Source organism: Mesorhizobium sp. M1338, assembly GCF_040318045.1.
GTDB lineage: Bacteria > Pseudomonadota > Alphaproteobacteria > Rhizobiales > Rhizobiaceae > Mesorhizobium.
The window spans coordinates 1-21,045 of sequence record NZ_JAMYLL010000071.1; the positions used below are offsets into that span (position 1 = coordinate 1).

The 21,045-nt window shown below is 63.1% G+C and carries 23 protein-coding genes; 11 read left to right on the plus strand and 12 right to left on the minus strand.

Annotated elements, in window-relative coordinates:
• Both NKH19_RS30810 and mnmE read right to left on the minus strand, forming a co-directional pair.
• A partial coding sequence (locus NKH19_RS30810) for an IS110 family transposase (RefSeq protein WP_352983519.1) occupies positions 1 to 535 on the minus strand: 535 nt, incomplete at its 3' end.
• Positions 536 to 868: 333 nt separating this feature from the next.
• Positions 869 to 2,200, minus strand: a complete 1,332-nt coding sequence (gene mnmE, locus NKH19_RS30815) for a tRNA uridine-5-carboxymethylaminomethyl(34) synthesis GTPase MnmE (protein ID WP_352873658.1) — start codon at positions 2,198 to 2,200, stop codon at positions 869 to 871.
• A 68-nt stretch (positions 2,201 to 2,268) separates the two neighbouring features.
• Here mnmE and NKH19_RS30820 point away from each other — a divergent pair, with 68 nt between their 5' ends.
• Positions 2,269 to 4,287 carry a thioredoxin domain-containing protein gene (locus NKH19_RS30820; RefSeq protein ID WP_352873656.1) on the plus strand — a complete coding sequence of 673 codons (2,019 nt, stop codon included), beginning with the start codon at positions 2,269 to 2,271 and terminating at the stop codon, positions 4,285 to 4,287.
• A gap of 300 nt (positions 4,288 to 4,587) precedes the next feature.
• Here NKH19_RS30820 and rho read toward each other — a convergent pair whose 3' ends face one another.
• From rho to hemE, 3 genes are all read right to left on the minus strand, one after another.
• Complete coding sequence (rho, locus tag NKH19_RS30825) at positions 4,588 to 5,853, minus strand: transcription termination factor Rho (protein WP_352873654.1); 1,266 nt, start codon at positions 5,851 to 5,853, stop codon at positions 4,588 to 4,590.
• 174 nt (positions 5,854 to 6,027) lie between these two features.
• Positions 6,028 to 6,564 (minus strand): protoporphyrinogen oxidase HemJ, encoded by a 537-nt coding sequence (hemJ, locus tag NKH19_RS30830; protein WP_352873653.1) that lies wholly within the window; start codon positions 6,562 to 6,564, stop codon positions 6,028 to 6,030.
• Complete coding sequence (gene hemE / locus NKH19_RS30835) at positions 6,564 to 7,595, minus strand: uroporphyrinogen decarboxylase (protein WP_352873651.1); 1,032 nt, start codon at positions 7,593 to 7,595, stop codon at positions 6,564 to 6,566. Before hemE ends, hemJ begins: the two co-directional genes overlap by 1 nt.
• A 405-nt stretch (positions 7,596 to 8,000) precedes the next feature.
• Here hemE and NKH19_RS30840 point away from each other — a divergent pair, with 405 nt between their 5' ends.
• The 5 genes from NKH19_RS30840 (at position 8,001) to dnaQ (ending at position 12,082) form a co-directional block, all read left to right on the plus strand.
• Positions 8,001 to 8,822 carry a pyruvate, water dikinase regulatory protein gene (locus tag NKH19_RS30840; RefSeq protein ID WP_352873650.1) on the plus strand — a complete coding sequence of 274 codons (822 nt, stop codon included), beginning with the start codon at positions 8,001 to 8,003 and terminating at the stop codon, positions 8,820 to 8,822.
• A 238-nt stretch (positions 8,823 to 9,060) separates the two neighbouring features.
• Complete coding sequence (locus NKH19_RS30845; protein WP_352873649.1) at positions 9,061 to 9,660, plus strand: Maf-like protein; 600 nt, start codon at positions 9,061 to 9,063, stop codon at positions 9,658 to 9,660.
• Positions 9,653 to 10,495, plus strand: a complete 843-nt coding sequence (locus tag NKH19_RS30850; RefSeq protein ID WP_352873647.1) for a shikimate dehydrogenase — start codon at positions 9,653 to 9,655, stop codon at positions 10,493 to 10,495. The genes NKH19_RS30845 and NKH19_RS30850 overlap by 8 nt, the downstream gene beginning before the upstream one ends.
• On the plus strand, positions 10,492 to 11,091 hold the full coding sequence (coaE, locus tag NKH19_RS30855) for a dephospho-CoA kinase (RefSeq protein WP_352873645.1): 600 nt from the start codon (positions 10,492 to 10,494) through the stop codon (positions 11,089 to 11,091). The genes NKH19_RS30850 and coaE overlap by 4 nt, the downstream gene beginning before the upstream one ends.
• 286 nt (positions 11,092 to 11,377) lie before the next feature.
• Entirely contained in the window at positions 11,378 to 12,082 is a 705-nt protein-coding gene (gene dnaQ, locus NKH19_RS30860) for a DNA polymerase III subunit epsilon (RefSeq protein WP_352873643.1), read from the plus strand.
• A 171-nt stretch (positions 12,083 to 12,253) separates the two neighbouring features.
• Here the strand turns inward: dnaQ and NKH19_RS30865 are convergent, their stop codons facing one another.
• The 3 genes from NKH19_RS30865 to NKH19_RS30875 form a co-directional block, all read right to left on the minus strand.
• Complete coding sequence (locus NKH19_RS30865) at positions 12,254 to 12,541, minus strand: GIY-YIG nuclease family protein (RefSeq protein WP_352873641.1); 288 nt, start codon at positions 12,539 to 12,541, stop codon at positions 12,254 to 12,256.
• A gap of 238 nt (positions 12,542 to 12,779) precedes the next feature.
• On the minus strand, positions 12,780 to 13,280 hold the full coding sequence (secB, locus tag NKH19_RS30870) for a protein-export chaperone SecB (RefSeq protein ID WP_352873639.1): 501 nt from the start codon (positions 13,278 to 13,280) through the stop codon (positions 12,780 to 12,782).
• A gap of 130 nt (positions 13,281 to 13,410) precedes the next feature.
• Positions 13,411 to 13,911 carry an FxsA family protein gene (locus NKH19_RS30875; protein ID WP_352873638.1) on the minus strand — a complete coding sequence of 167 codons (501 nt, stop codon included), beginning with the start codon at positions 13,909 to 13,911 and terminating at the stop codon, positions 13,411 to 13,413.
• A 212-nt stretch (positions 13,912 to 14,123) separates the two neighbouring features.
• On the opposite strand from NKH19_RS30875, the gene NKH19_RS30880 reads away from it, so the two are divergent.
• The 4 genes from NKH19_RS30880 to NKH19_RS30895 are packed head-to-tail and all read left to right on the plus strand — an operon-like array spanning position 14,124 to position 16,889.
• Complete coding sequence (locus NKH19_RS30880; RefSeq protein ID WP_352753887.1) at positions 14,124 to 14,831, plus strand: Tim44/TimA family putative adaptor protein; 708 nt, start codon at positions 14,124 to 14,126, stop codon at positions 14,829 to 14,831.
• A gap of 24 nt (positions 14,832 to 14,855) precedes the next feature.
• Positions 14,856 to 15,968: a murein transglycosylase A gene (mltA, locus tag NKH19_RS30885; RefSeq protein ID WP_352873636.1), complete on the plus strand. Its 1,113-nt coding sequence runs from the start codon at positions 14,856 to 14,858 to the stop codon at positions 15,966 to 15,968.
• Positions 15,965 to 16,495: a Smr/MutS family protein gene (locus NKH19_RS30890; protein WP_352753885.1), complete on the plus strand. Its 531-nt coding sequence runs from the start codon at positions 15,965 to 15,967 to the stop codon at positions 16,493 to 16,495. The genes mltA and NKH19_RS30890 overlap by 4 nt, the downstream gene beginning before the upstream one ends.
• A gap of 25 nt (positions 16,496 to 16,520) precedes the next feature.
• Entirely contained in the window at positions 16,521 to 16,889 is a 369-nt protein-coding gene (locus NKH19_RS30895) for a helix-turn-helix domain-containing protein (RefSeq protein WP_352873632.1), read from the plus strand.
• A gap of 109 nt (positions 16,890 to 16,998) precedes the next feature.
• Here NKH19_RS30895 and NKH19_RS30900 read toward each other — a convergent pair whose 3' ends face one another.
• From NKH19_RS30900 to NKH19_RS30915, 4 genes are all read right to left on the minus strand, one after another.
• Positions 16,999 to 17,235, minus strand: coding sequence for a hypothetical protein (locus tag NKH19_RS30900; RefSeq protein WP_352873630.1), 237 nt, complete (start codon positions 17,233 to 17,235; stop codon positions 16,999 to 17,001).
• Positions 17,236 to 17,636: 401 nt separating this feature from the next.
• Positions 17,637 to 18,254 (minus strand): transglutaminase-like cysteine peptidase, encoded by a 618-nt coding sequence (locus NKH19_RS30905; RefSeq protein ID WP_352873629.1) that lies wholly within the window; start codon positions 18,252 to 18,254, stop codon positions 17,637 to 17,639.
• A 233-nt stretch (positions 18,255 to 18,487) separates the two neighbouring features.
• Positions 18,488 to 19,765, minus strand: coding sequence for a polyhydroxyalkanoate depolymerase (locus NKH19_RS30910; protein ID WP_352873627.1), 1,278 nt, complete (start codon positions 19,763 to 19,765; stop codon positions 18,488 to 18,490).
• A 232-nt stretch (positions 19,766 to 19,997) separates the two neighbouring features.
• Positions 19,998 to 20,357, minus strand: a complete 360-nt coding sequence (locus NKH19_RS30915; RefSeq protein ID WP_352873625.1) for a septal ring lytic transglycosylase RlpA family protein — start codon at positions 20,355 to 20,357, stop codon at positions 19,998 to 20,000.
• 309 nt (positions 20,358 to 20,666) lie between these two features.
• On the opposite strand from NKH19_RS30915, the gene NKH19_RS30920 reads away from it, so the two are divergent.
• Positions 20,667 to 20,852: a hypothetical protein gene (locus NKH19_RS30920; RefSeq protein ID WP_352873624.1), complete on the plus strand. Its 186-nt coding sequence runs from the start codon at positions 20,667 to 20,669 to the stop codon at positions 20,850 to 20,852.
• The last annotated feature ends 193 nt before the right edge of the window (positions 20,853 to 21,045 follow it).

The following is a 21,045-nucleotide window of genomic DNA, read 5'->3' on the forward strand; positions in this document are numbered from 1 at the left end:
CGGCGATCCGGGCTTCGAGCGCCTTGATGCGCGTGTTGAAGGTTGCGATCAGCTCTTCGAACTCGGTGATGACGGTCTCGTCGAAAGCCTCACTGAGCTGCTTCTTCAACTTTGCCCTGATCTCGACCAGTTGGTCGCGCAGGCGGGCAAGTGATTGAAGCCGCTCACCTTCCTCGCGCGGCGCCGGCTCGGCTTCAGGGTGGTAGCGACGACCATAGCCGCTCAGCATCCTGGCATCGAGACGATCGGTCTTGGCGCGCCGCGCCGTCGACCTCGCATAGTGGTGAGTGTGCGCCGGATTGTGTCGCGAGAAAGCAACGCCGGCCTTGGCCAACGCATGGCGCAGCAGCCGGTCATGGACCCCTGTCGCCTCCATGACAACGAAGTCACGGCCAGGGTGAAGGCCTGTCACATAGGCAGCGATCGCTTCGACCTGGTTGTCGATGCGCTGGCAACGACCGCTTGCTTCATCAAAAAAGTCGAGCCACTGCTTGGAAATGTCGCAGCCGACGTAGTTCTGCATTATCATGTCCATGCCTCTTCCTGTGGTGCGGGGTCTGCTGCCAACAGCCCCGTGCAACTGTTCAGGTTGATGGTTCACCGGTGGGAAGGGACCGAGCCATGCCGCGGCCTGTCCTGTGAAAGGACGACCAGGATCCTCTCGGTCTCCTTCCCACTTCAAACATAGCATGGGAACAACACACAGGATCCTAGGGTCTGCGCTGCGTCGCTGCGCTCCTTGCTCTGCCCTAGGATGACGAAACGCTAAGCGTTTCCACCACTTGCCAACGCACGCAGTCCGCAAGCGCGCCGTCAAGCCTATGCGCCAGAAACCAACTCTTGTTCGAGGACCATTGTTTCACGTGAATCATTTCCCAATGCAGAACTGCGAAAAAATCACGTCCAGCATATCCTCGACGTCGATGGCGCCGACGATCCGGCCCAAGCGGTCGGCGGCGAGCCGGAGCTCCTCGGCGCGCAGTTCCTGTCCGACAGTCCGGCCGTCGGTGGCGCGAAGCAGATGGTGGTTGGTCTCGCCAAGCAATTCCACGTGGCGCAGGCGCGACGGAAGGATATCGCCGGCGCTGCCGGCCGCCTCCGCGGCACGCCGACCGATTTCGGCCAGCAATGCCTCCACGCCGGTCCCGTTCTTCACCGAGATGACAAGATCATAGCTCCCGGCCGCATCGCTTGCCGCGCGACTCTCCGGGAGATCGATCTTGGTGCCGACGCGCAAGCTCGGGGCCCCGGTCGGCAGCGAACCGATGGGCCTGGGATCCGCGACGTCCTGAAGCAGCAGCAAGAGATCGGCGCCATGTGCCTTGGCCCTGGCCTTCTCGATGCCGATCGCCTCGACCTTGCCAGGGGCTTCGCGCAGCCCGGCCGTATCCGTAAGCCTGACGCGCAGCCCCTGAAGATCAAGTGTCACTTCAAGCAGATCCCGCGTCGTGCCAGGTTCATCCGTTACTATAGCGGCATCCCGCCGCGCCAGGGCGTTGAACAGACTCGACTTACCGGCATTTGGCGCACCAAGGATAACGACCTCAAAGCCGTCGCGAATGATCTCGGCAGCGCGAAACCCGGCGATGTGCCGATCGATTTCACCGATCATCGTCCGGACATCGGACCAGACCATATCCGAAACGGAACCCGGGACGTCGTCCTCGTCGGCGAAATCGATCTCGGCCTCTATCATGGCGCGGGCGTGGATCAGCCTGCGCCGCCAGCCGAGATAGAGTTCGCTCTGGACGCCCTCGGCGCTTTGCACCGCGAAGCGCCGCTGCGCCTCGGTCTCGGCATTGACGAGATCGGCCAACGCCTCGGTCTCGACCAGGTCGACCTTGCCGTTAAGGAAGGCGCGGCGCGTGAATTCCCCGGGTTCGGCGTGCCTGACGCCGTCGAAACCGGTGATCACCTCCAGCATCCTGGCCACCACGGCGCGCCCGCCATGGACGTGGAATTCCGCGACATCCTCGCCGGTAAAGCTGGCTGGTCCGGGAAAGAACACCACGAGGCCGTTGTCGAGGACGGTTCCATCGGGCGCCCGCAACCTGCGCAAAACCGCCGCGCGGTCCTTAACCATGGCGCCGGCGATCGTTTCGACCACGAATCGAGTCTGCGGGCCTGAAATACGTATGACGGCGACCCCGGCCGGAAGTCGGCCGCTCGACAACGCAACGATGGAATCTCCTGAAATCATTTGCCCGCTCTGCCGAACCGCCCTAGCTCTACGTCCATATGACAACTCCCAACCGAGGTATGCCCGTCGTGACGCTACCCGCCCAAAACCTGCTTGCCGAAGAAGCCAGCCCCTATCTGCAGCAGCACAGCGGCAATCCGGTGCACTGGCGGGCCTGGTCGCCGGCTTCGCTCGAAGAGGCAAAGGCACTGGACAGGCCGATCCTGCTCTCGGTCGGCTATGCCGCCTGCCATTGGTGCCATGTCATGGCGCACGAAAGCTTCGAGAACGACGGCGTCGCCGCCGTCATGAACCGTCTGTTCGTCAATATCAAGGTCGACCGCGAGGAGCGGCCGGACATCGACCAGATCTACATGGCCGCACTCTCCTCGATGGGCGAGCAAGGCGGCTGGCCGCTGACCATGTTCCTGACCCCGGACGGCAAGCCATTCTGGGGCGGTACCTATTTCCCGCGCGAGCCGCGCTATGGCCGCTCCGGTTTCATCCAGGTGATGGAGGCGGTGGACAAGGCGTGGCGGGAGAAGAGGGCAAGCCTGAACCAGAGCGCCGACGGCCTGACGTCCCATGTCGAGGCGCGGCTCGCCGGCTCGCATGCGAGAACAGCGCTCGACCGCGCCACGCTGGCGGAACTGGCCAAGGGCATAGACGGCATGGTCGACCAAGATCTCGGCGGCCTTCGCGGCGCGCCGAAGTTTCCCAATGCGCCCTTCATGCAAACCCTCTGGCTGTCCTGGCTGCGCGACGGCAACGCCACGCATCGCGACGATGTCCTGCTCAGCCTCGAACGGATGCTGAGCGGCGGCATCTATGACCATATCGGCGGCGGGCTCAGCCGCTACTCGACCGATGCCGAATGGCTGGTGCCGCATTTCGAAAAAATGCTCTACGACAACGCCCAGCTCATTCGCTTTTGCAACTGGGCCTACGCGGCGAGCGGCAATGAATTGTTCCGGCTGCGAATCGAAGAGACGGTCGACTGGCTGCTGCGCGAAATGCGCGCCGACGGCGGCGCCTTTGCCGCCAGTCTCGACGCCGACAGCGACGGCGAGGAAGGGCTGTTCTACACCTGGAGCAGGGACGAGGTAGAAGCGGCCCTCGGTGACGATTCCGCCTTGTTTTTCAAACACTTCACCCTGTCGAGCCCGCACGGATGGGAAGGCAAGCCAATCGTCCACCAAACCCGCCCCCAGCAGACGCAAAGTGTGATCGATCGGGAAGACCTCAGCCCGCTCAAGGCGAAACTTCTCGCCGCCCGGGAAGAGCGGGTCAGGCCCGGCCTCGACGCAAAGACGCTCACCGACTGGAATGGCCTGATGATTGCAGCGCTTGCCGAGGCCGGCCGGTCGCTGTCGCGGCCTGACTGGATCGACGCCGCGGCAAAGGCCTTTGCCCATATCAGCGCCGCCCCCCGCGAGGGCCGCTTGCCGCATTCGATGCTTGGCGCCAGGAAATTGTTCCCTGCTCTGTCGAGCGACTATGCCGCCATGACCAATGCGGCGATCTCGCTGTTCGAAGCGTCCGGCGATTGGAGCTATGTCGACCAAGCCAGCCAGTTCATCGGGCAGCTAGACCTGTGGCATGCCGATGCCGAAAGAAAAGGCTATTACCTGACCGCTTCGGACAGCGCCGACGTTCCGATCCGCATCCGGGGCGATGTCGACGAGGCCATTCCTTCAGCGACGGGCCAGATCATCGAGGCGCTGGTACGCCTCGCCTCCGTCACCGGCGATCTTGCGCTGCAAGAAAGAGCCTGGGAAGTCGCCGAACACGCGGCCGGCCGCGCGGCACAGCAGACCTATGGCCAGGCCGGTATCGTCAACGCCTGCGCGCTGGCCATTGAGCCGATCAAGCTGGTCATCGTGGATGGGCTGGAGGATCCAAAGCTCGTTCCGGTCGCGAATCGAAACCCGGACCCGCGTCGCGTCGACATTGTCGTGCCGATCGGTACGGCAGCGAATCGATCCTTGCTGCCCGGCGGAATCCTGCCGCCGTCCGACAGAGCGGGTGCGTGGTTGTGTACGGGGCAGGTTTGCCTGCCGGTGGTTGCGGATGCTGGAGTGCTCGAGCAGTTGTTGCGACGGCGATAGGCGAGGCGCCACATACGGGCGACTGTCCCAGGTCTACTTCGCCATATGTTTCAAGCGCCGGTGCCGCCTGCCGGGCATTTCTCCCCGTATAGTAACGGGGAGAAAGAAGCTGGCGGCAACGCCGGCACTTTCCTTGCAACGCTGGAGATTGGCGAAAGCGTCGATCACAGCGTCCCTCTCCCCGTCCCTATACGGGGAGAGGATGCCGGCAGGCAGGTGAGGGGCGGCACCGGCGTTTGCGATAAGTCGCGAAGGCAGTGCAGAGGTTGACGAGGGCAGGTCCGCCCTCGAATCCACCGCTTACGTGTTCATCGAATCGAAGAAATCCGCGTTGGTCTTGGTCTGCTTGAGCTTGTCGATCAGGAACTCGATCGCATCGGTGGTTCCCATCGGCGCCAGGATGCGGCGCAGCACGAAGATCTTCTGCAGATCCTGCTTGGAAACCAGCAGGTCTTCCTTGCGGGTGCCCGACTTCAATATGTCCATGGCCGGGTAGATGCGCTTGTCCGCCACCTTGCGGTCGAGCTGGATTTCGCAGTTGCCGGTGCCCTTGAACTCTTCGAAGATGACTTCGTCCATGCGGCTGCCGGTATCGATCAGCGCGGTGGCGATGATGGTCAGCGAACCGCCTTCCTCGATGTTTCTGGCGGCACCGAAGAAGCGCTTCGGCCGCTGCAGCGCGTTGGCGTCGACACCGCCGGTCAGCACCTTGCCGGATGACGGCACCACGGTGTTGTAGGCGCGGCCGAGGCGGGTGATGGAATCGAGCAGGATCACCACGTCGCGGCCATGTTCGACAAGGCGCTTGGCCTTCTCGATGACCATTTCGGCGACCTGCACGTGGCGAACGGCCGGCTCGTCGAAGGTCGAGGAGATCACCTCGCCCTTCACCGAGCGCTGCATGTCGGTCACTTCTTCCGGCCGCTCGTCGATCAGAAGCACGATCAGATAGCATTCCGGATGGTTGGCGGTGATCGAGTGGGCGATGTTCTGCATCAGAACCGTCTTGCCGGTGCGCGGCTGCGCGTTGATCAGCGCGCGCTGGCCCTTGCCGATCGGCGCGACCAGGTCGATCACCCGCGCCGAGATGTCCTTGGTGGTCGGATTGTCGATCTCCATCTTCAGCCGCTTGGTCGGATAGAGCGGCGTCAGATTATCGAAGTGGATCTTGTGACGGATCTTCTCGGGATCGTCGAAATTGATCGTGTTGACCTTGAGCAGGGCGAAATAGCGCTCGCCCTCTTTCGGACTGCGGATCGGCCCTTCGACCGTATCGCCGGTCTTCAGCGAAAAGCGCCGGATCTGCGACGGCGAAATGTAGATGTCGTCGGGACCTGGCAGATAGTTGGCGTTGGCTGAGCGCAGGAAGCCAAAACCGTCCTGCAGCACCTCGACCACGCCATCGCCGATGATCTCGATCTCCTGGGCGGCCAGTTTCTTCAGGATCGCGAACATCAGCTCCTGCTTGCGCATGACGCTGGCGTTCTCGACCTCGAGCGATTCGGCATAAGCGATCAGCTCTGGCGGTTTCTTGTTCTTGAACTCGGCGAGTTTCATTTCTTGCATAGACGGACCTTGAATAGATGGAGTCTGGGTAAGCTTTGGGAAAATATCGGCGGGATGCGACAAATGCCGGGCGCGGCCGAAAACATTGAAGGGCGGCGCATGACGGGAAGGAAGACCCGTCTTTTATCGTCGGTCTGGTGAAAGAGCAAGCTGAGTTTTGCGAGCTACAAAGCCTTAGAACGGCTTGACGACAACCAGGATGACGATTGCGATCATCAGCAATGTGGGGATCTCGTTGACGATTCGCCAGTGCTTGGCGGGCTTCTCGTTGCGGTCCTCGGCGAATTCGCGCACCGCGCCGGCCAGATAGCCATGGACGGCGGACAATAAAAGCACCGCCCCGATCTTGGCGTGCAGCCAGCCGCCCTGGAAACCAAAGCCTTTCCAGGCGAGCCACAGGCCGAACACCCAGGTGACGATCATCGCCGGATTGATGATGCCGCGCAGCAGGCGCCGCTCCATCACCTTGAAGGTCTCCGACTGCACCGAGCCCTTCTCGGCATCGGCGTGGTAGACCAGCAGCCGCGGCAGATAGAGCATGCCGGCCATCCACGAGATGACGGCGAGGATATGGATCGCCTTGGCCCACGGATAAAAACTATCGGGTGCCGCGAAATACAAAAGCGCGGTGAGCAGGGCCAGCACGGCGATACCTGATATCATGCGCATCATCGCCTGACCGGTGCTGTTCGCGTTTTTCATCTCGGCCATCAGCGTGTCGCGCTCCGCACCTGTCTCACCATTGCTTCGACATGGGCGATCGGCGTCTCCGGCGTGATGCCGTGACCGAGATTGAAAATCAACGGCCCCTCTCCCAGCGCTTTCAGGATCGCTTCGACGCCGTCGGACAGCGCCTTGCCGCCAGCCACGAGGCGCAAGGGATCGAGGTTCCCCTGAACCGCACCCGAGCGCTGCAAATCCCTCGCCGCCTCCAGGGGCACCGTCCAGTCGATCCCCAGACCCGTTACGCCGGTCCTCTGGCGATAGGTCTGGTAGCGGGCGCCGGCGCCCTTGGGAAAACCGATGATCGGAACATCGGGATGAACAGCTCGAACCTGCCTGACGATCTCCGCCACCGGCTGAACGCAGAACAGGTCGAAGGACGCATCGTCGAGCACGCCGGACCAGGAATCGAAAATCTGCACCACATCCGCACCCGCCTCGATCTGCCGGATGAGATAGGCGGCCGAATGATCGGCAAGCACTTTCAGCAAGTGCTGGAATGCCGCCGGTTCGCGATAGGCGAACAAACGCGCCGGCGCCTGGTCGGGCGTGCCATGGCCGGCGATCATATAGGTCGCCACCGTCCACGGCGCACCGCAGAAGCCGATCAGGGTTGTCTCATCGGGCAGTTTGGCCCGCAGCCGGCGAACCGTCTCGTAGACCGGTTCGAGATTCACGTGAAACACCTTGCTTTCCAGAGCCGCAATCTCCGGCGCGGTGATCGGCGTCAGCAGCGGCCCTCGCCCCTCTTCGAAGCGGACGTCGCGGCCAAGCGCGTGCGGAACGACGAGGATGTCCGAGAACAGGATCGATGCATCGAAACCAAAACGCTCGATCGGCTGCAAGGTCACTTCGACGGCAAGGTCGGGATCATAGCAGAGGTCGAGAAACGATCCGGCGCGTCTGCGTGTCTCCCGATACTCAGGCAGATAGCGCCCGGCCTGACGCATCATCCAGAGCGGAGGCGGAAAGTGAGCCTTGCCCTTCAGGACGTCCAGCATGATCCGGTTCTGGGGCATCGAGCGCTCGCTTCTCCCAGCCTCTTCTATAATTAAAGATTCTTATATCTAAGATTCTTCTGATTCTAAGAGTCTGTTGGTTCTGGTGGTTGTCACCTGTCCCGCTTTGCTCCGGAAAACACCAGCCAACATATTGTCGCGCGCTTCTTTTTCCAAACTGCGGGGTTCTGGGGACGAACAGGAATCCGCCACTGGAGTCAAAGCGTTACGAGACGCGGGGAAAAGCCCGCCCTGTGGACGGACGAGAGGCAAGAGAAGCCGTCCCCAAACTTGTCCCCAGCCGCCCGACGAAGCTGACAGGGCAACGAATTGTGGACAAACCGCCATCTGATACAGTCACCTCCCATCGGCCCGTCTTTTCATCCCGCTTTATCCACAGAAGCCCACAGCCTCAGGTGACCCCCTGTGAACAAACCCCAAAGCTTCTTCCATCTGCACCTGATTTCCGACGCGACCGGCGAAACGCTGCTCGCCGCCGGCCGGGCGGCTTCGGCGCAATATAAGGATGCGCGCGCCATCGAGCACATCTATCCGCTCATCCGCACCGAAAAGCAGGTGGCGAAAGTGTTCGAGGACATCGAGGAGGAGCCAGGCATCATCCTCTACACGGTCGTCGACCAGAAGCTGGCGCGCGGCATTGACGAGCGCTGCGCGACGATGGGCCTGCCCTGTGTGTCGGTGCTGGAGCCGGTGCTGACCGTGTTCCAGTCCTATCTCGGCACGCCGGCCGGCCGCCGCGTCGGCGCCCAGCATGTTCTCGACGCCGAATATTTCCGCCGCATCGACGCACTCAATTTCACCATGGACCATGATGACGGTCAGCTGCCGCTCAACATGGACGATGCCGATGTCGTGCTGATCGGCATCTCGCGCACCTCGAAGACGCCGACCAGCATCTATCTCGCCAACCGCGGCATCAAGACCGCCAACATTCCGATCGTGCTCGGCGTGCCGGTGCCGGAAAGCCTGGTCAACGCCAGCAAGCCGCTCATCGTCGGGCTGATCGCCACCGCCGAGCGCATCTCGCATGTCAGGCAAAACCGCCTCCTCGGCAACAGCAGTTCTTATGAGGCATCGGACTATGTCGACCGCGCCGCCATCAGCGAAGAGCTCGCTTATGCCCGCAAGATCTGCACGCGCCACGGCTGGCCGATGATCGACGTCAGCCGCCGCTCGATCGAGGAAACGGCGGCGGCTATCGTTGCCCTGCGAGGGAAGTCGCGCTAGGGCAGGTAAGATAAGTGAGCACCAACACCCCTCATCCGACCTCGCTTCGCGAGGCCACCTTCTCCCACAAGGGGAGAAGGAAGGACGTGGCGCCGTCGTCTCCGCAAGGTACCGCCAGTTGGCGATCTGCAGCAGCGTACGCGCAGGACTTCCCTTCTCCCCTTGTGGGAGAAGGTGGCCGAGCGAAGCTCGGTCGGATGAGGGGTGCGTGACGGAACGCCAACCTGGGTGAATCAGCATGACCGAGAAAATCATCCTCGCCTCCGGCAGCCCGTTCCGCAAGGCGATGCTCGTCGATGCCGGCGTCGATGTCGAGGCGGTTCCGGCCGATGTCGACGAACGGGCGCTCGAGGCGCCCTTGCAGGACAGCGGTGTCTCGCCCGAGGATGTCGCCCTGGTGCTGGCCGAGGCCAAGGCCACCGAAGTCAGCGAGCGCAGGCCGGGCGCCCTGGTGCTCGGCTGCGACCAGACGCTGTCGCTCGGCGACGAGGTGTTCCACAAGCCGGCCGATAGGGAAGGCGCGCGCCGTCATCTGCTGGCGCTGTCGGGCAAGACCCATCAGCTCAACAGCGCTGCCGTGCTGATCCGCGACGGCGCGGTGCTGTGGCGGCATGTCGGCATCGCTTCGATGACCATGCGCAAGCTCGACCCGGCCTTCATCGGCCGCCATCTCGCCCGCGTCGGTGCCAAGGCGCTGGGAAGCGTCGGCGCCTACCAGATCGAAGGCGAAGGCATCCAGCTCTTCGACAAGATCGAGGGCGATCATTTCACCATTGTCGGCCTGCCGCTGCTGCCGTTGCTGGCCGAACTGCGCACGCTTGGAGCGATCGATGGCTGAGGCGTCGAAAAAGGCCTTCGTCACCGGCCACCCGGTCAAGCATTCGCGCTCGCCGAAGATCCACGGCTATTGGCTGGCCAGGCATGGCATCGACGGCAGCTACGAGGCCATCGATATCGCGCCGGAAAATTTTGCCGCGTTCGTGAAGACGCTGCAGGCGAACGGCTACCGCGGCGGCAACGTCACCATCCCGCACAAGGAGGCGGCCTTCGCGCTGGCCGAGCGCCGCGACCAGGCGGCGCAAGAGATCGGCGCCGTCAACACGCTGTGGTTCGAGGACGGCGCCTTGTGGGGCGGCAACACCGACGCGCACGGCTTCGCCGCCAACCTCGACGATCATGCGCCGGGCTGGGCGAGCAACGGCCCGGCGGTCGTGCTCGGCGCCGGCGGCGCATCGCGCGCCGTCGTCCATGCGCTGAAGGAGCGCGGCGTCGCCGACATCCGCATCGTCAACCGGACACTCGCCCGGGCTATGGAATTGCGCGATCGTTTCGGCGCCGGCGTTTCGGCGCATGGCATGGCGGCGACCGATGAATTGCTTGGCGACGCCGGCCTGCTGGTCAACACAACCGCACTCGGCATGCATGGCAATGAAGGCCTGCCGGCCGATCCCGCTATGCTGCCGGACCACGCCATCGTCACCGATATCGTCTACGTGCCGCTGGAGACGCCGCTGCTTGCGGCGGCCCGCGCGAGAAACCTGAAGACGGTCGACGGCCTCGGCATGCTGCTGCATCAGGCGGTGCCCGGCTTCGAGCGCTGGTTCGGCGTCAGGCCGCGGGTCACGGCCGAACTGCGCGCGATCATCGTTGCCGATCTGGTGCCGAAGCCATGATCGTGCTCGGTCTCACCGGCTCGATCGGCATGGGCAAGTCGACCACGGCGAAGATGTTCGCCGAGGCCGGCGTGCCGGTCCACGATTCCGACGAGACGGTGCATCGCCTCTATGCCGGCAAGGCCGCGCCCCTGGTCGAGGCGGCCTTTCCCGGCACAACATCTGCCGGCGTGGTCGACCGTGCAAAACTTGGCCAGCGCGTGCTCGGCGACGCCGCCGCGCTGAAGCGTCTGGAAGCGATCATCCATCCGCTGGTGCGCGCCGATGCCGATGCCTTCCTGGCGCGTCATCGTGCCGCCGGCGCGCCGATCGCCGTTCTCGACATTCCGCTGCTGTTCGAAACCGGCGGCCGCGACCGCGTCGACAAGGTCGTCGTCGTCACCGCGCCAGCCGAAATCCAGCGCGAACGCGTGCTGGCGCGGCCCGGCATGACGGAGGAGAAACTGGCGTCGATCCTGGCCAAGCAGGTGCCGGATGCGGAAAAGCGCCGTCAGGCCGATTTCGTCGTCGACACGGGACAGGGTTTCGACGCCGCGCGAGCTCAGGTGAATGCGATCATCAGGCAGCTGACAGGGGTCGGCAAGCCGGGCCACTGACATTTGCTGATGTCGGCGCCGCCCCTCATCTGCCTGCCGGCATCTTCTCCCCGTATAGTGACGGGGAGAAGGACGCCTTCGCGAAGGATTTCGCCAATCTCCAACGTTGCGGAAAAGGTGCCAAGGTTGCGGCCAGCCCACTTCTCCCCGTCACTATACGGGGAGAAGTGCCCGGCAGGGCGATGAGGGGCGGCACAAACCTGAAGTGATTATTGTGACCAGCGCGGTTTCCCATTGCCATTTTGTTCCGGTCTCACGATTCTGCTCCCCAGGAGCAACTGATTCGATGCGTGAGATCATCTTCGACACGGAAACCACCGGCCTCGATTCGCGCGACGACCGCGTGATCGAGCTGGGCGCCGTCGAGCTGGTCAACCGCTTTCCGACCGGAAAGACCTTCCACCACTACATCAATCCTCAAGGACGCGCGATCCACGCCGAGGCGCAGGCCGTGCACGGCATCAGCGCTGCGGATCTCGCGGGCAAGCCGACCTTCGCCGAAATTGCGCGGGAATGGCTGGACTTCACCGAGGGCGCCAAGCTGGTCGCCCACAACGCCACCTTCGACGTCGGCTTCCTCAATGTCGAATTCGGTCGTCTCGGTCATCCCCTCATCGACAACGGTCTTGTCGTCGACACGCTGGCGCTGGCGCGCCGTAAGCACCCGATGGGCCCCAATTCGCTCGACGCGCTCTGCCGGCGCTACGGCATCGACAACACAAGGCGCGCCAAGCACGGCGCCCTGCTCGATTCCGAATTGCTGGCCGAGATCTATATCGAACTGATCGGCGGCAAGCAGGCAGCCCTCATCCTCGACAGCGCCACCGCGCCGGCGCAAGGCGGCGAGAATGTCCGCCAGATCGAGATTGTGGTAAGCCAGCGCCCGGCATCCTTGCCGCTCCGCCTGACCGAAGCCGAGCGCGCGGCGCACGCCGGCATGGTCGCGACGTTGGGCGAGAAGGCGTTGTGGTTGAAGGTTCTGGGGAATTAGCGACGGTTGGAGGTTGGTTGCAACGAGGTGCCAGCGCCAACCTCGGAGATTGGCCGAAGCCCTCCTCGTCTTCGTCATCCTAGGGCGGAGCAAGGAGCGAAGCGACGCGCGCAGACCCTAGGATCCATGCCGTGACGCAAGCGGCGGATCAAAACGGCCCAAGATCGAGCGCTACCACCCCGTCCCGCGAAACAGCTCGAACCATTCCGGATTGGCCTTTTCGATCAGGTCGATCTTCCATTGACGTGGCCAGCGCTTCAGCGACTTCTCGCGCTGGATGGCATCGGTGATATCGAAAAATTCTTCGTACCAGACCAGCCGCTGCACGCCGTAGCGGCCGGTGAAATGAGAGCCTTGGCCCGACTTGTGCTCCGGCATGCGGCGACCAAGATCGCTGGTAACACCGATATAGATGGTGCCACCCTTCTGGCTCGCAGTCATGTAGACATAACCGGTCATGGTTTTAGCGTAGCGAGCATAGGCGCGGGGACAAGCGCCATTCTGATCCGTTGCATTCTAAGGCAAACGTCACGGCATGGATCCTAGGGTCTGCGCTGCGTCGCTACGCTCCTTGCTCCGCCCTAGAATGACGAAGACGCGAGGACTTCGGCTAACCTCGAAGATTCGCTATCCCACCCCCAAAAACAAAAAACCCGGCGCGAGGGCCGGGCTTTTCACAATCCGTCGCAGGCAGGCCTCAGCTCACCTTGACCTTGGACGCCGCCTGGTCCTCGGCCAGCTTCTGCTGGAACATCTGCGCGAAGTCGATCGGGTCGAGCATCAGCGGCGGGAAGCCGCCATTGCGGGTTGCCTCGGCGATGATCTGGCGGGCGAACGGGAACAAAAGGCGCGGGCATTCGATGAACAGGATCGGCAGCATGTGTTCCTGCGGGAAGCCCGCGACGGCGAACACGCCGCCATAGACCAGCTCGACATTGAACAGCACTTCCTGGTCGAAGGACGCCTTGGCGTTCAGCGTCAGATTGACGTCGAACTGCTTGTCGGAGAGCGGGTTGGCGTTGACGTTGACGTTGATGGCGATGCCGGGCGCCTTGTCGCGGCCGCGCAGCGAATTCGGCGCGCCGGGGCTCTCGAAGGAAAGGTCCTTAACATATTGCGCCAGAACGTTGAGCGACGGCTGCGCCGCGTTTCCGTTTCCGTTGGCTGCGCCGACCGGCGCGTCATCTTTGCTGGCCATAAGCCTTGTCCTCTTGCCTGGGCAGCGTCGCTGACCGAATTGAAATCGGGCGTTCGCTACCATGGCGGGGATGACAAGACAAGGTTTGCCGCCTTCTTCTCCCGTCCCGGGATGGCGCTAGGCGGCGGCCTCAATCGTCCTTGAGGCGGCGCCAGGGCGAGTTGTGGTCCGGTCCGCGCTTGAAGTCGTCTTCGCGCGAATAATCGCCATCGTCGAGGTCGATGGTCTTGTCGCGCCGCCGGCCGCGGAAGCCACCGGTCGAAAAATTCGTGGCCAGCACGACGCGGCCCTTCAAGGCCCGCCAGGCGAGGTCGCGGACCGGCGGCAGGAACAGCAGCAGGCCGATAATGTCCGTGATGAAACCGGGGATGATCAAAAGGATCGCCGCCAGCACGATCATGGCGCCATGCGCAAGCTGCCCGCTCGGATCGCGGCCGGCGTCCATTTCGGCGCGGATACGCGTCATGACGCCGAAACCCTGATGCCTGAGCAGCAGCGCGCCGGCGATACCAGACGCCAGCACCAGGCCGACCGTCGCCAAAGCGCCGACCTGGCGACCGACGACCACGAAGCCGGCGATTTCCAGCAGCGGAAGTGCCAGGACAAAAAGCGGAAGGAACGAAATGCGCAAGTCTTGGCAACCTTTCGGATCGTTGTGATCGTTTCGATTGTTTCGGCGGCGAGCAATCGCCGCTGGCACTGAGGCCGTTAGATAGGTATGCCTGCCTTTGATTTGAATGATTGCGCCTTGCGTTCTATATGCTTTGAATGTTGAACGCTATGCGACCGCGGCCATTGGGCCCGACGGTCCGGCCACAGGGCAGGGATTGATTGGCGGAAGATATGGGTTTCTTCGACTTCGGCACGATTTTCTTCCTGATTGCGGCGGTGGTCATCTTTTTCCAGCTGCGCAATGTGCTGGGCCGTCGCACCGGCAGCGAACGGCCGCCCTTCGATCCCTATACGGCGGCCCGCGGTGGCGACAAGGATGCCGCCCAGAAATCCGAGAACGTCGTCTCGCTGCCGCGCAAGCGTCTGCCGGGCGAGCCCGCGGCCGACACCTATGCGGCGATCGACGCCTTCGCCAAGCCCGACACCGACCTCAACAAGGGGCTGCGCGCGATCAAGGACAACGACCCGTCCTTCGAGCCGAAGAGTTTCGTCGACGGCGCCAAGATGGCCTATGAGATGATCGTCATGGCCTATGCCGACGGCGACCGCAAAACGCTGAAGAACCTGTTGTCGCGCGAGGTCTTTGACGGCTTTGTCGCGGCAATAGGCGAGCGCGAGGCCAAGGCGGAGAAGATCCAGTCGTCTTTCGTCGGCATCGACAAGGCCGACATCGTCTCGGCCGAGATGAAGGGCGGCGAGGCGCATGTCACGCTTCGCATCATCAGCGAGCTGATTTCGGCGACCCGCGACAAGGCCGGCGCGGTGATCGATGGCGACCCGGAAACCGTGGCCGAGGTCAAGGACGTCTGGACCTTCGCCCGCGACACACGCTCGCGCGATCCCAACTGGAAGCTCGTCGCCACCGAGGAAGAAGACTGAACCCGGAACGGCGGCGAGGCTCCGGTGTCGCTATCGCCTCTCTTTGTCGGAAAATCTTTTGCCGATCTCCCCGGCTGGGACGATGACGACCATCTGGCGGCCTTCGAAGCCTTTCGCCGTTCAGCCTTTCACGTCCTGACCAAACCGTATCGCAGCGGTGCGCTCGGCGTCGATTTTGATGCCTTCACCAAGGCCTACGCCGAGGCTCGCACCGTTTCGCCGCCGAATCGGTCGGGGAAGGAGGCCCGCACCTTTTTCGAGCGCCATTTCATTCCAGCGCATATCGGCGGCGAGAATGGCGGCGTCGGCCTCGTCACCGGTTTTTATGAGCCCGTCGTCGAAGCGTCGCCGGTGCGAACCGAGCGCTTTTCGGTGCCGCTGCTGTCGCGCCCGGCCGATCTCGTCGATATCGACGACGGCAACCGGCCGCCCAGCCTGGACCCTTACCTCGCCTTCGCTCGCCAGACCGGGGACCGGCTGGTCGAATATCCCGACCGTGGCGAGATCGAGCGCGGGGCGCTGGCCGGCAAAGGCCTGGAAATCGCCTGGCTGGCCGACAAGCTCGATGCCTTTTTCATTCACGTGCAGGGTGCCGCACGACTGAACATGACCGACGGCCGGCTTTCCCGCGTCACCTATGCCGCCAAATCCGGCCAGCGCTTCACCGGGCCCGGCAAGGTGTTGAGCGAACTGGGAGAAATCCCGTTGGCGCAGGTGACGATGCAGTCGATCCGCGCCTGGTTCAAGGCGCATCCGGACCGCGTCGACGAGATCCTGTGGCGGAACCGCTCCTACATCTTCTTCCGCGAGGCCAATGTCGAGGACAGGTCGCTCGGTCCGATCGCCGCCGCCAAGGTGCCGCTGACGCCGGGACGATCGATTGCCGTCGACCGCCTGCTGCACACATTCGGCACGCCGTTCTATATCGATGCGCCGACGCTCACCGCCTTCGACGCCAAACCGTTCCGGCGCCTGATGATCGCGCAGGACACAGGCTCGGCCATCACCGGGCCGGCGCGGGGAGATCTCTTCGCCGGTTCCGGCGATGCGGCCGGCGAGATCGCGGGCGTGGTGCGCAACGCCGCGGATTTTTATGCGCTGGTGCCGCGCGCGCTTATTTCGGACGCGAATCGATGATCCGGCGCACCGAGAAGCTGAGCGAAGACGACCGCGTTCTGTGGAACCTGGTGGCGCGCACGGCCAAGCCGCTCAAGGGCAGGATCGCCGTCGACATTCCCGAAATTGCCACCGAGGCCAGGCCGACACCGCCGCAAGCGGCGCTGGCCGCCGCCAATCCGCCCGGCGCGGCAAAGCCGAAGACGCAGCATGTCGCGCATGCGCTCGACGAGCCGACGCTGGACAAGCTGTCGAAGGGCCGGCTGCCGATCGAGGGCCGGGTCGATCTGCACGGCCTGACCCAGGACGAGGCCTATTCGCTGCTGTTTTCATTCCTGCACCGGGCGCATGCCGGCGGCATCCGCTATGTGCTGGTCATAACCGGCAAGGGATCGTCCTCAGGCGGCGATGGCGTCTTGCGGCGCGCCGTACCGGCCTGGCTGTCGACGCCTGCTTTCCGCCCGCTGGTCTCCAGCCACGACCACGCCGCCCGCAACCATGGCGGTTCGGGCGCGCTTTATATCCGGCTGCGGCGGCTTCGATCGTGAGGAGTTCGCTCATGAAGGTGGGTGCATGACCCCGTTCGGCGAGAAGCTGCGGGCGCTGCGAGGCGAACGCGGCGTCAGCCAGAAGGACATGGCGGCGGCGATCGGCGTCAGCGCCGCCTACCTGTCGGCGCTCGAGCATGGCAGGCGCGGCGCGCCGACCTGGACGCTGATCCAGAAGATCATCGGTTATTTCAACATCATCTGGGACGACGCCGAGGATCTGGCGCGGCTGGCCGAAGCCTCGCATCCCCGCGTCAAGCTCGACACGTCGGGTCTAAGCCCCGCCGCTACCGAGCTGGCCAATCTGCTGGCCGAGAACATCGAAAAACTCGACGAGGCGGAGCTTCGCCGCATCACCGCATCGATCCGCGCGGCGCTGGGCCGGCGGCCGTAGCTTCGCGATCCGCGCCGGAGGCGCGCCTTGGCGATTTTCTCGCAAAGGCGTCCCGCTTTACGCAAAGAGATGCCCGCCGGCGATCCGCCAGCAGGCATCTGTGGTGAGATCATTTCTTGCCGGCCGTGCCGCCATTGTTTCCCCGGCCGCCCTTGTCGTTATGGTCGTGGCCATTGTTTCCACCGCCCAGGCAGTTCGACTCGCCGACGCTGCAACAGCGGCCGATCCACAAATCGTTGGTAGAGGTGTTGGCGCAGCTTGGGATGGTCTGGTTGGCCAAGGCGGGTCCGGCCAGTGCCGATAACGCGATGGCGGCGAGGAATGCATTTCGCAAAAGTAAAGTCATCTGAAGTCTCCATGATTGGTTTCCGTCTACGGCCATGTGTCGTCGGCCGGAAGGAAATGGTTCACGGAGAGATGTGAAATTCTGTCGGAGGTGGTGTCGCGAGCAGCGACAGGGATCCAGTTGGCAACGCCTCGCCGCCCCTCATCCGCCTGCCGGCACCTTCTCCCCGTATAGTGACGGGGAGAAGGGAACTGGTCGCGACCTCGTCGCTCTTCTTGCAACGTTGATGATTGGCGAAACTGTTGGTGACGGCGTCTTTCTCCCCGTCACTATACGGGGAGAAATGCCCGGCAGGGCAATGAGGGGCGGCGCCGACCTTGGCATTGTAAAACAACGGAGAAACGCATCCCATGGGAGGCGCGAGCGCCGTCACGCTTTGAAGCGGCTGCGTCCAGCCGCTACTACTGAACCGCGCCGACCAGGACCTGCTGGCCGCCGCGGATCGAGACCCAGCGGCCGGTGTTGTCGATCGCCTGCCGCTTGAGGAAGCGGTAGCCGGTCGCGTCCCACGCCTTGACCTTGTCGGTCAGATTGTCGAGCACGTAGTCGCCCTTGTCGGTGCGCACCGTCAGCACGGCGTGACCCTCGCCGTCGGGCTTGCGCACGACGGTGATCAGCAGATCGGCAAGCGAGATGCTCATGCGCGAAAGCTGGCGCCGTTTCTCCAGCACGTAGTCCTCGCAATCGCCGACGTCCCTGTCAGGATAGGCCCAGACCTCGTCCTTGCCATAAATGTCCATGTCGCTCATCGGCTTGACGGCGGCGTTGACCCTGGCGGTGACGTTGAGAAGCTTGCGCATCAGCCCGTCGGTCATTGGGGCCGGCGCGAGATTGGATGGGCGGATCGAGCATTCGCTGGGATGCAGCTTGCAGAAATCATAGTGGCCGATCGGCTGCGAGGTGAGGCCCCCGGTCGCCATCGCTCCGGCCGCCAAAGCCGGTGCTATCCAGCCTCCCGTTACCGCCAGACCAGCCGCCGCACATGCGCGCAGCCTTCGCGCCACTGATGAGGAAATCATTGTCCCCGCTCACCCTTTGTTATTAACGAAAGATTAAGGGGGATTTACAGTCCATGTCAATTACGACGACGGCCGGATTGTCGGCATGGTTACCCGAGGGGCTGGACAGCGGCACTTGTGCAACAGAAGCGCCGGCGGTTTTGCCGACCGAATCGCCCGAATTGTCGCCTCCAGGCCTTGTTTTATGCATGTCGTGCCCCGAAGCCACTGCGACCTCGGGTCACGCCCGTGAATTATCTTTTGGCTGTACGGACCAGCTTCGGCTTCACCGCGACACGGTTCTGGCGGCCATAGCTGGTGATGAAGTCGACGATGCGCGGCACGATTTCGGAGCGGAAGCGCGAGCCGTTGAACACGCCGTAATGGCCGACCGCCGGCTGCATGTAGTGGGCATGCCGCTCAGTGGGGATGTTGGGGCACAAATCGTGCGCCGCCTTGGTCTGGCCAAGGCCGGAAATATCGTCGTTCTCGCCTTCGACCGTGAACAGCGCGACGTTGCGGATATCAGACGGATCGATCCTGGTGCCGCGATGCGTCATCTCACCCTTGGGCAAGGCCTGGCGCACGAAGACGGTATCGACGGTCTGCAGGTAGAACTCCGCCGTCAGGTCCATGACAGCCAGATATTCGTCGTAGAAATCGCGGTGCTTCACGGCATTGTCGCCGTCATGCTTCACAAGGTGCATGAAGAAGTCCTTGTGGGCGATGATGTGGCGGTCGAGGTTCATGCTCATGAAGCCGGACAGCTGCAGGAAGCCCGGATAGACCTCGCGGCCGAAGCCCGGCACCGGCCACGGCGCGCTCATGATGACATTGTCGCGGAACCAGTCGATGCCCTTTTCCTGCGCCAGCAGATTGACCGCGGTCGGGTTGCGGCGAGTGTCGATCGGTCCGCCCATCAGGGTCATCGTCGAGGGCACGAAGGGATCGCCCTTGGTTTCCATCAGCGCCACGGCGGCCAGCACCGGCACCGAAGGCTGGCACACCGCCATCACATGCGTGTCGGGACCCAGCGCATGCAGCATGTCGATGATGTAGTCGATATAATCGTCGAGATCGAAGCTGCCGTCGGCCAGCGGAACCATGCGGGCATCGACCCAGTCGGTGATGTGCACGTCGGCATGGGGCAGCATGGCTTCCACCGTGCCGCGCAGCAGCGTCGCATAGTGGCCCGACATCGGCGCCACGATCAAAAGCTTTGGGTCGGGCTTGCGCCCGGCGGGAACGGAGCGTTCGAAGCGGACGAGATTGCAGAACGGCCGCGACCAGACGGTCTTCTCGGCGACCTCGACGCTCTTCCAGTCGACCACTGTCTTGTCGAGGCCGAAGGTCGGCTTGCCGTAGCGGCGCGTCGTGCGCTCGAACAATTCGGCGGTCGCCGCGATCGAACGGCCGAAGGACGTGTGCGAAAACGGATTGAGCGGATTTCTGTAGAACAGCCGCACCGCATCGGCATAGAGGCGCGCCGGCTGCAAGGCCGCGTGGTTCATTTCGTAGAGCTGGTAGAACATCGAGAACCCCGCTGCTGCTGCGACCGAAGGGACGACGAGCAGCGCCGAGCCTTAAATGTCTCGCGGCGAAGTTAACAACTAATTGCTGCGATGCAATACGTCACGCGGCGTGACCAATGCTTCTTTGGTTCAAGGCACTGGGAATCGGCCCTGAATGGCGCCAGCCGGCTCAGTGTGCGGCTGCGAAATGTGTAAGTAATGTGTCCGGCCCCTCTTGCCGGAAACAGGAAGCTCAGACGCGCGCCATGCACACGGAAGTGTGGCCGGAACCAATGAAGCCGAGCTGGCCGGCCGCACCCTTCGACAGGTCGAGCACGCGACCCCTGATGAACGGGCCGCGATCGTTGATGCGCACGACGACGCTGCGGCCGTTGTTCTTGTTGGTTACCCTGAGCTTGGTGCCGAAAGGCAAAGTGCGGTGGGCGGCGGTCATTGCCGACGGGTTCATGCGCTCGCCCGATGCGGTCTTCGAGTGCAGGGCATACCACGAGGCGCGGCCGCACTGGCTGGCGGCGGTTGCCGAAGATGCGCCGACCATTAGGCCAGCAACGATCGTTACCGCGACAAGCGCGGTCTGTTTTGAGTTCTTCATATTTGAGGGATGGCTCCGTTTTCGACAGACCCCAGCCGTTAGGAGCCAAATAAGGCGGGAAATGCGGCAATCATCTGTCGGTTCCGTGGCGATGGCACACGTTTGGAGTCACTGGGTAACAGTCTGTCAGGGATTTTCCAGCGCGCGCTGATCAATTGATCATGATCTTCGACACGATATCCGGGATTTGTTTGACAAGATCGAACGTTGATATCCAAGTAGAAGTGCGCGCGATCGGGTCCCTTCCTTTGGCTCTTTCATCGTGGCCGCAACCCCGCAACCGATCGACTTTGAAAGCGAGATCCATCAATGAGACTGACCAAAAATCTGCTGGCGTTGGTTGTGCTGGCCATTGGTGCGCTGTGGTCGCTGCAAGGCGTTGGCGTGATCGGCGGCAGCTTCATGACCGGCCAGTCGCAATGGCTCTATATCGGCCTCGTCACCATGCTGGTCGGCCTGATTGGGCTGGTGTGGGCGAACCGGTCAGGAGGGTAAGCTGCGATGGGAAGCGCTGGCGATCCGTCGCCTCGGCATCGCGAAGGATCGTGCGGAGCCGCCGGTTGCAATTGGCGAAAACGCCCATCCCTTCGTCATCCACGGGCAGAGCAAGGAGCGCAGCGACGCAGCGCAGACCCGAGGATCCTGTGTGTTGTTCCCATGCTATGTTTGAAGTGGGAAGGAGACCGAG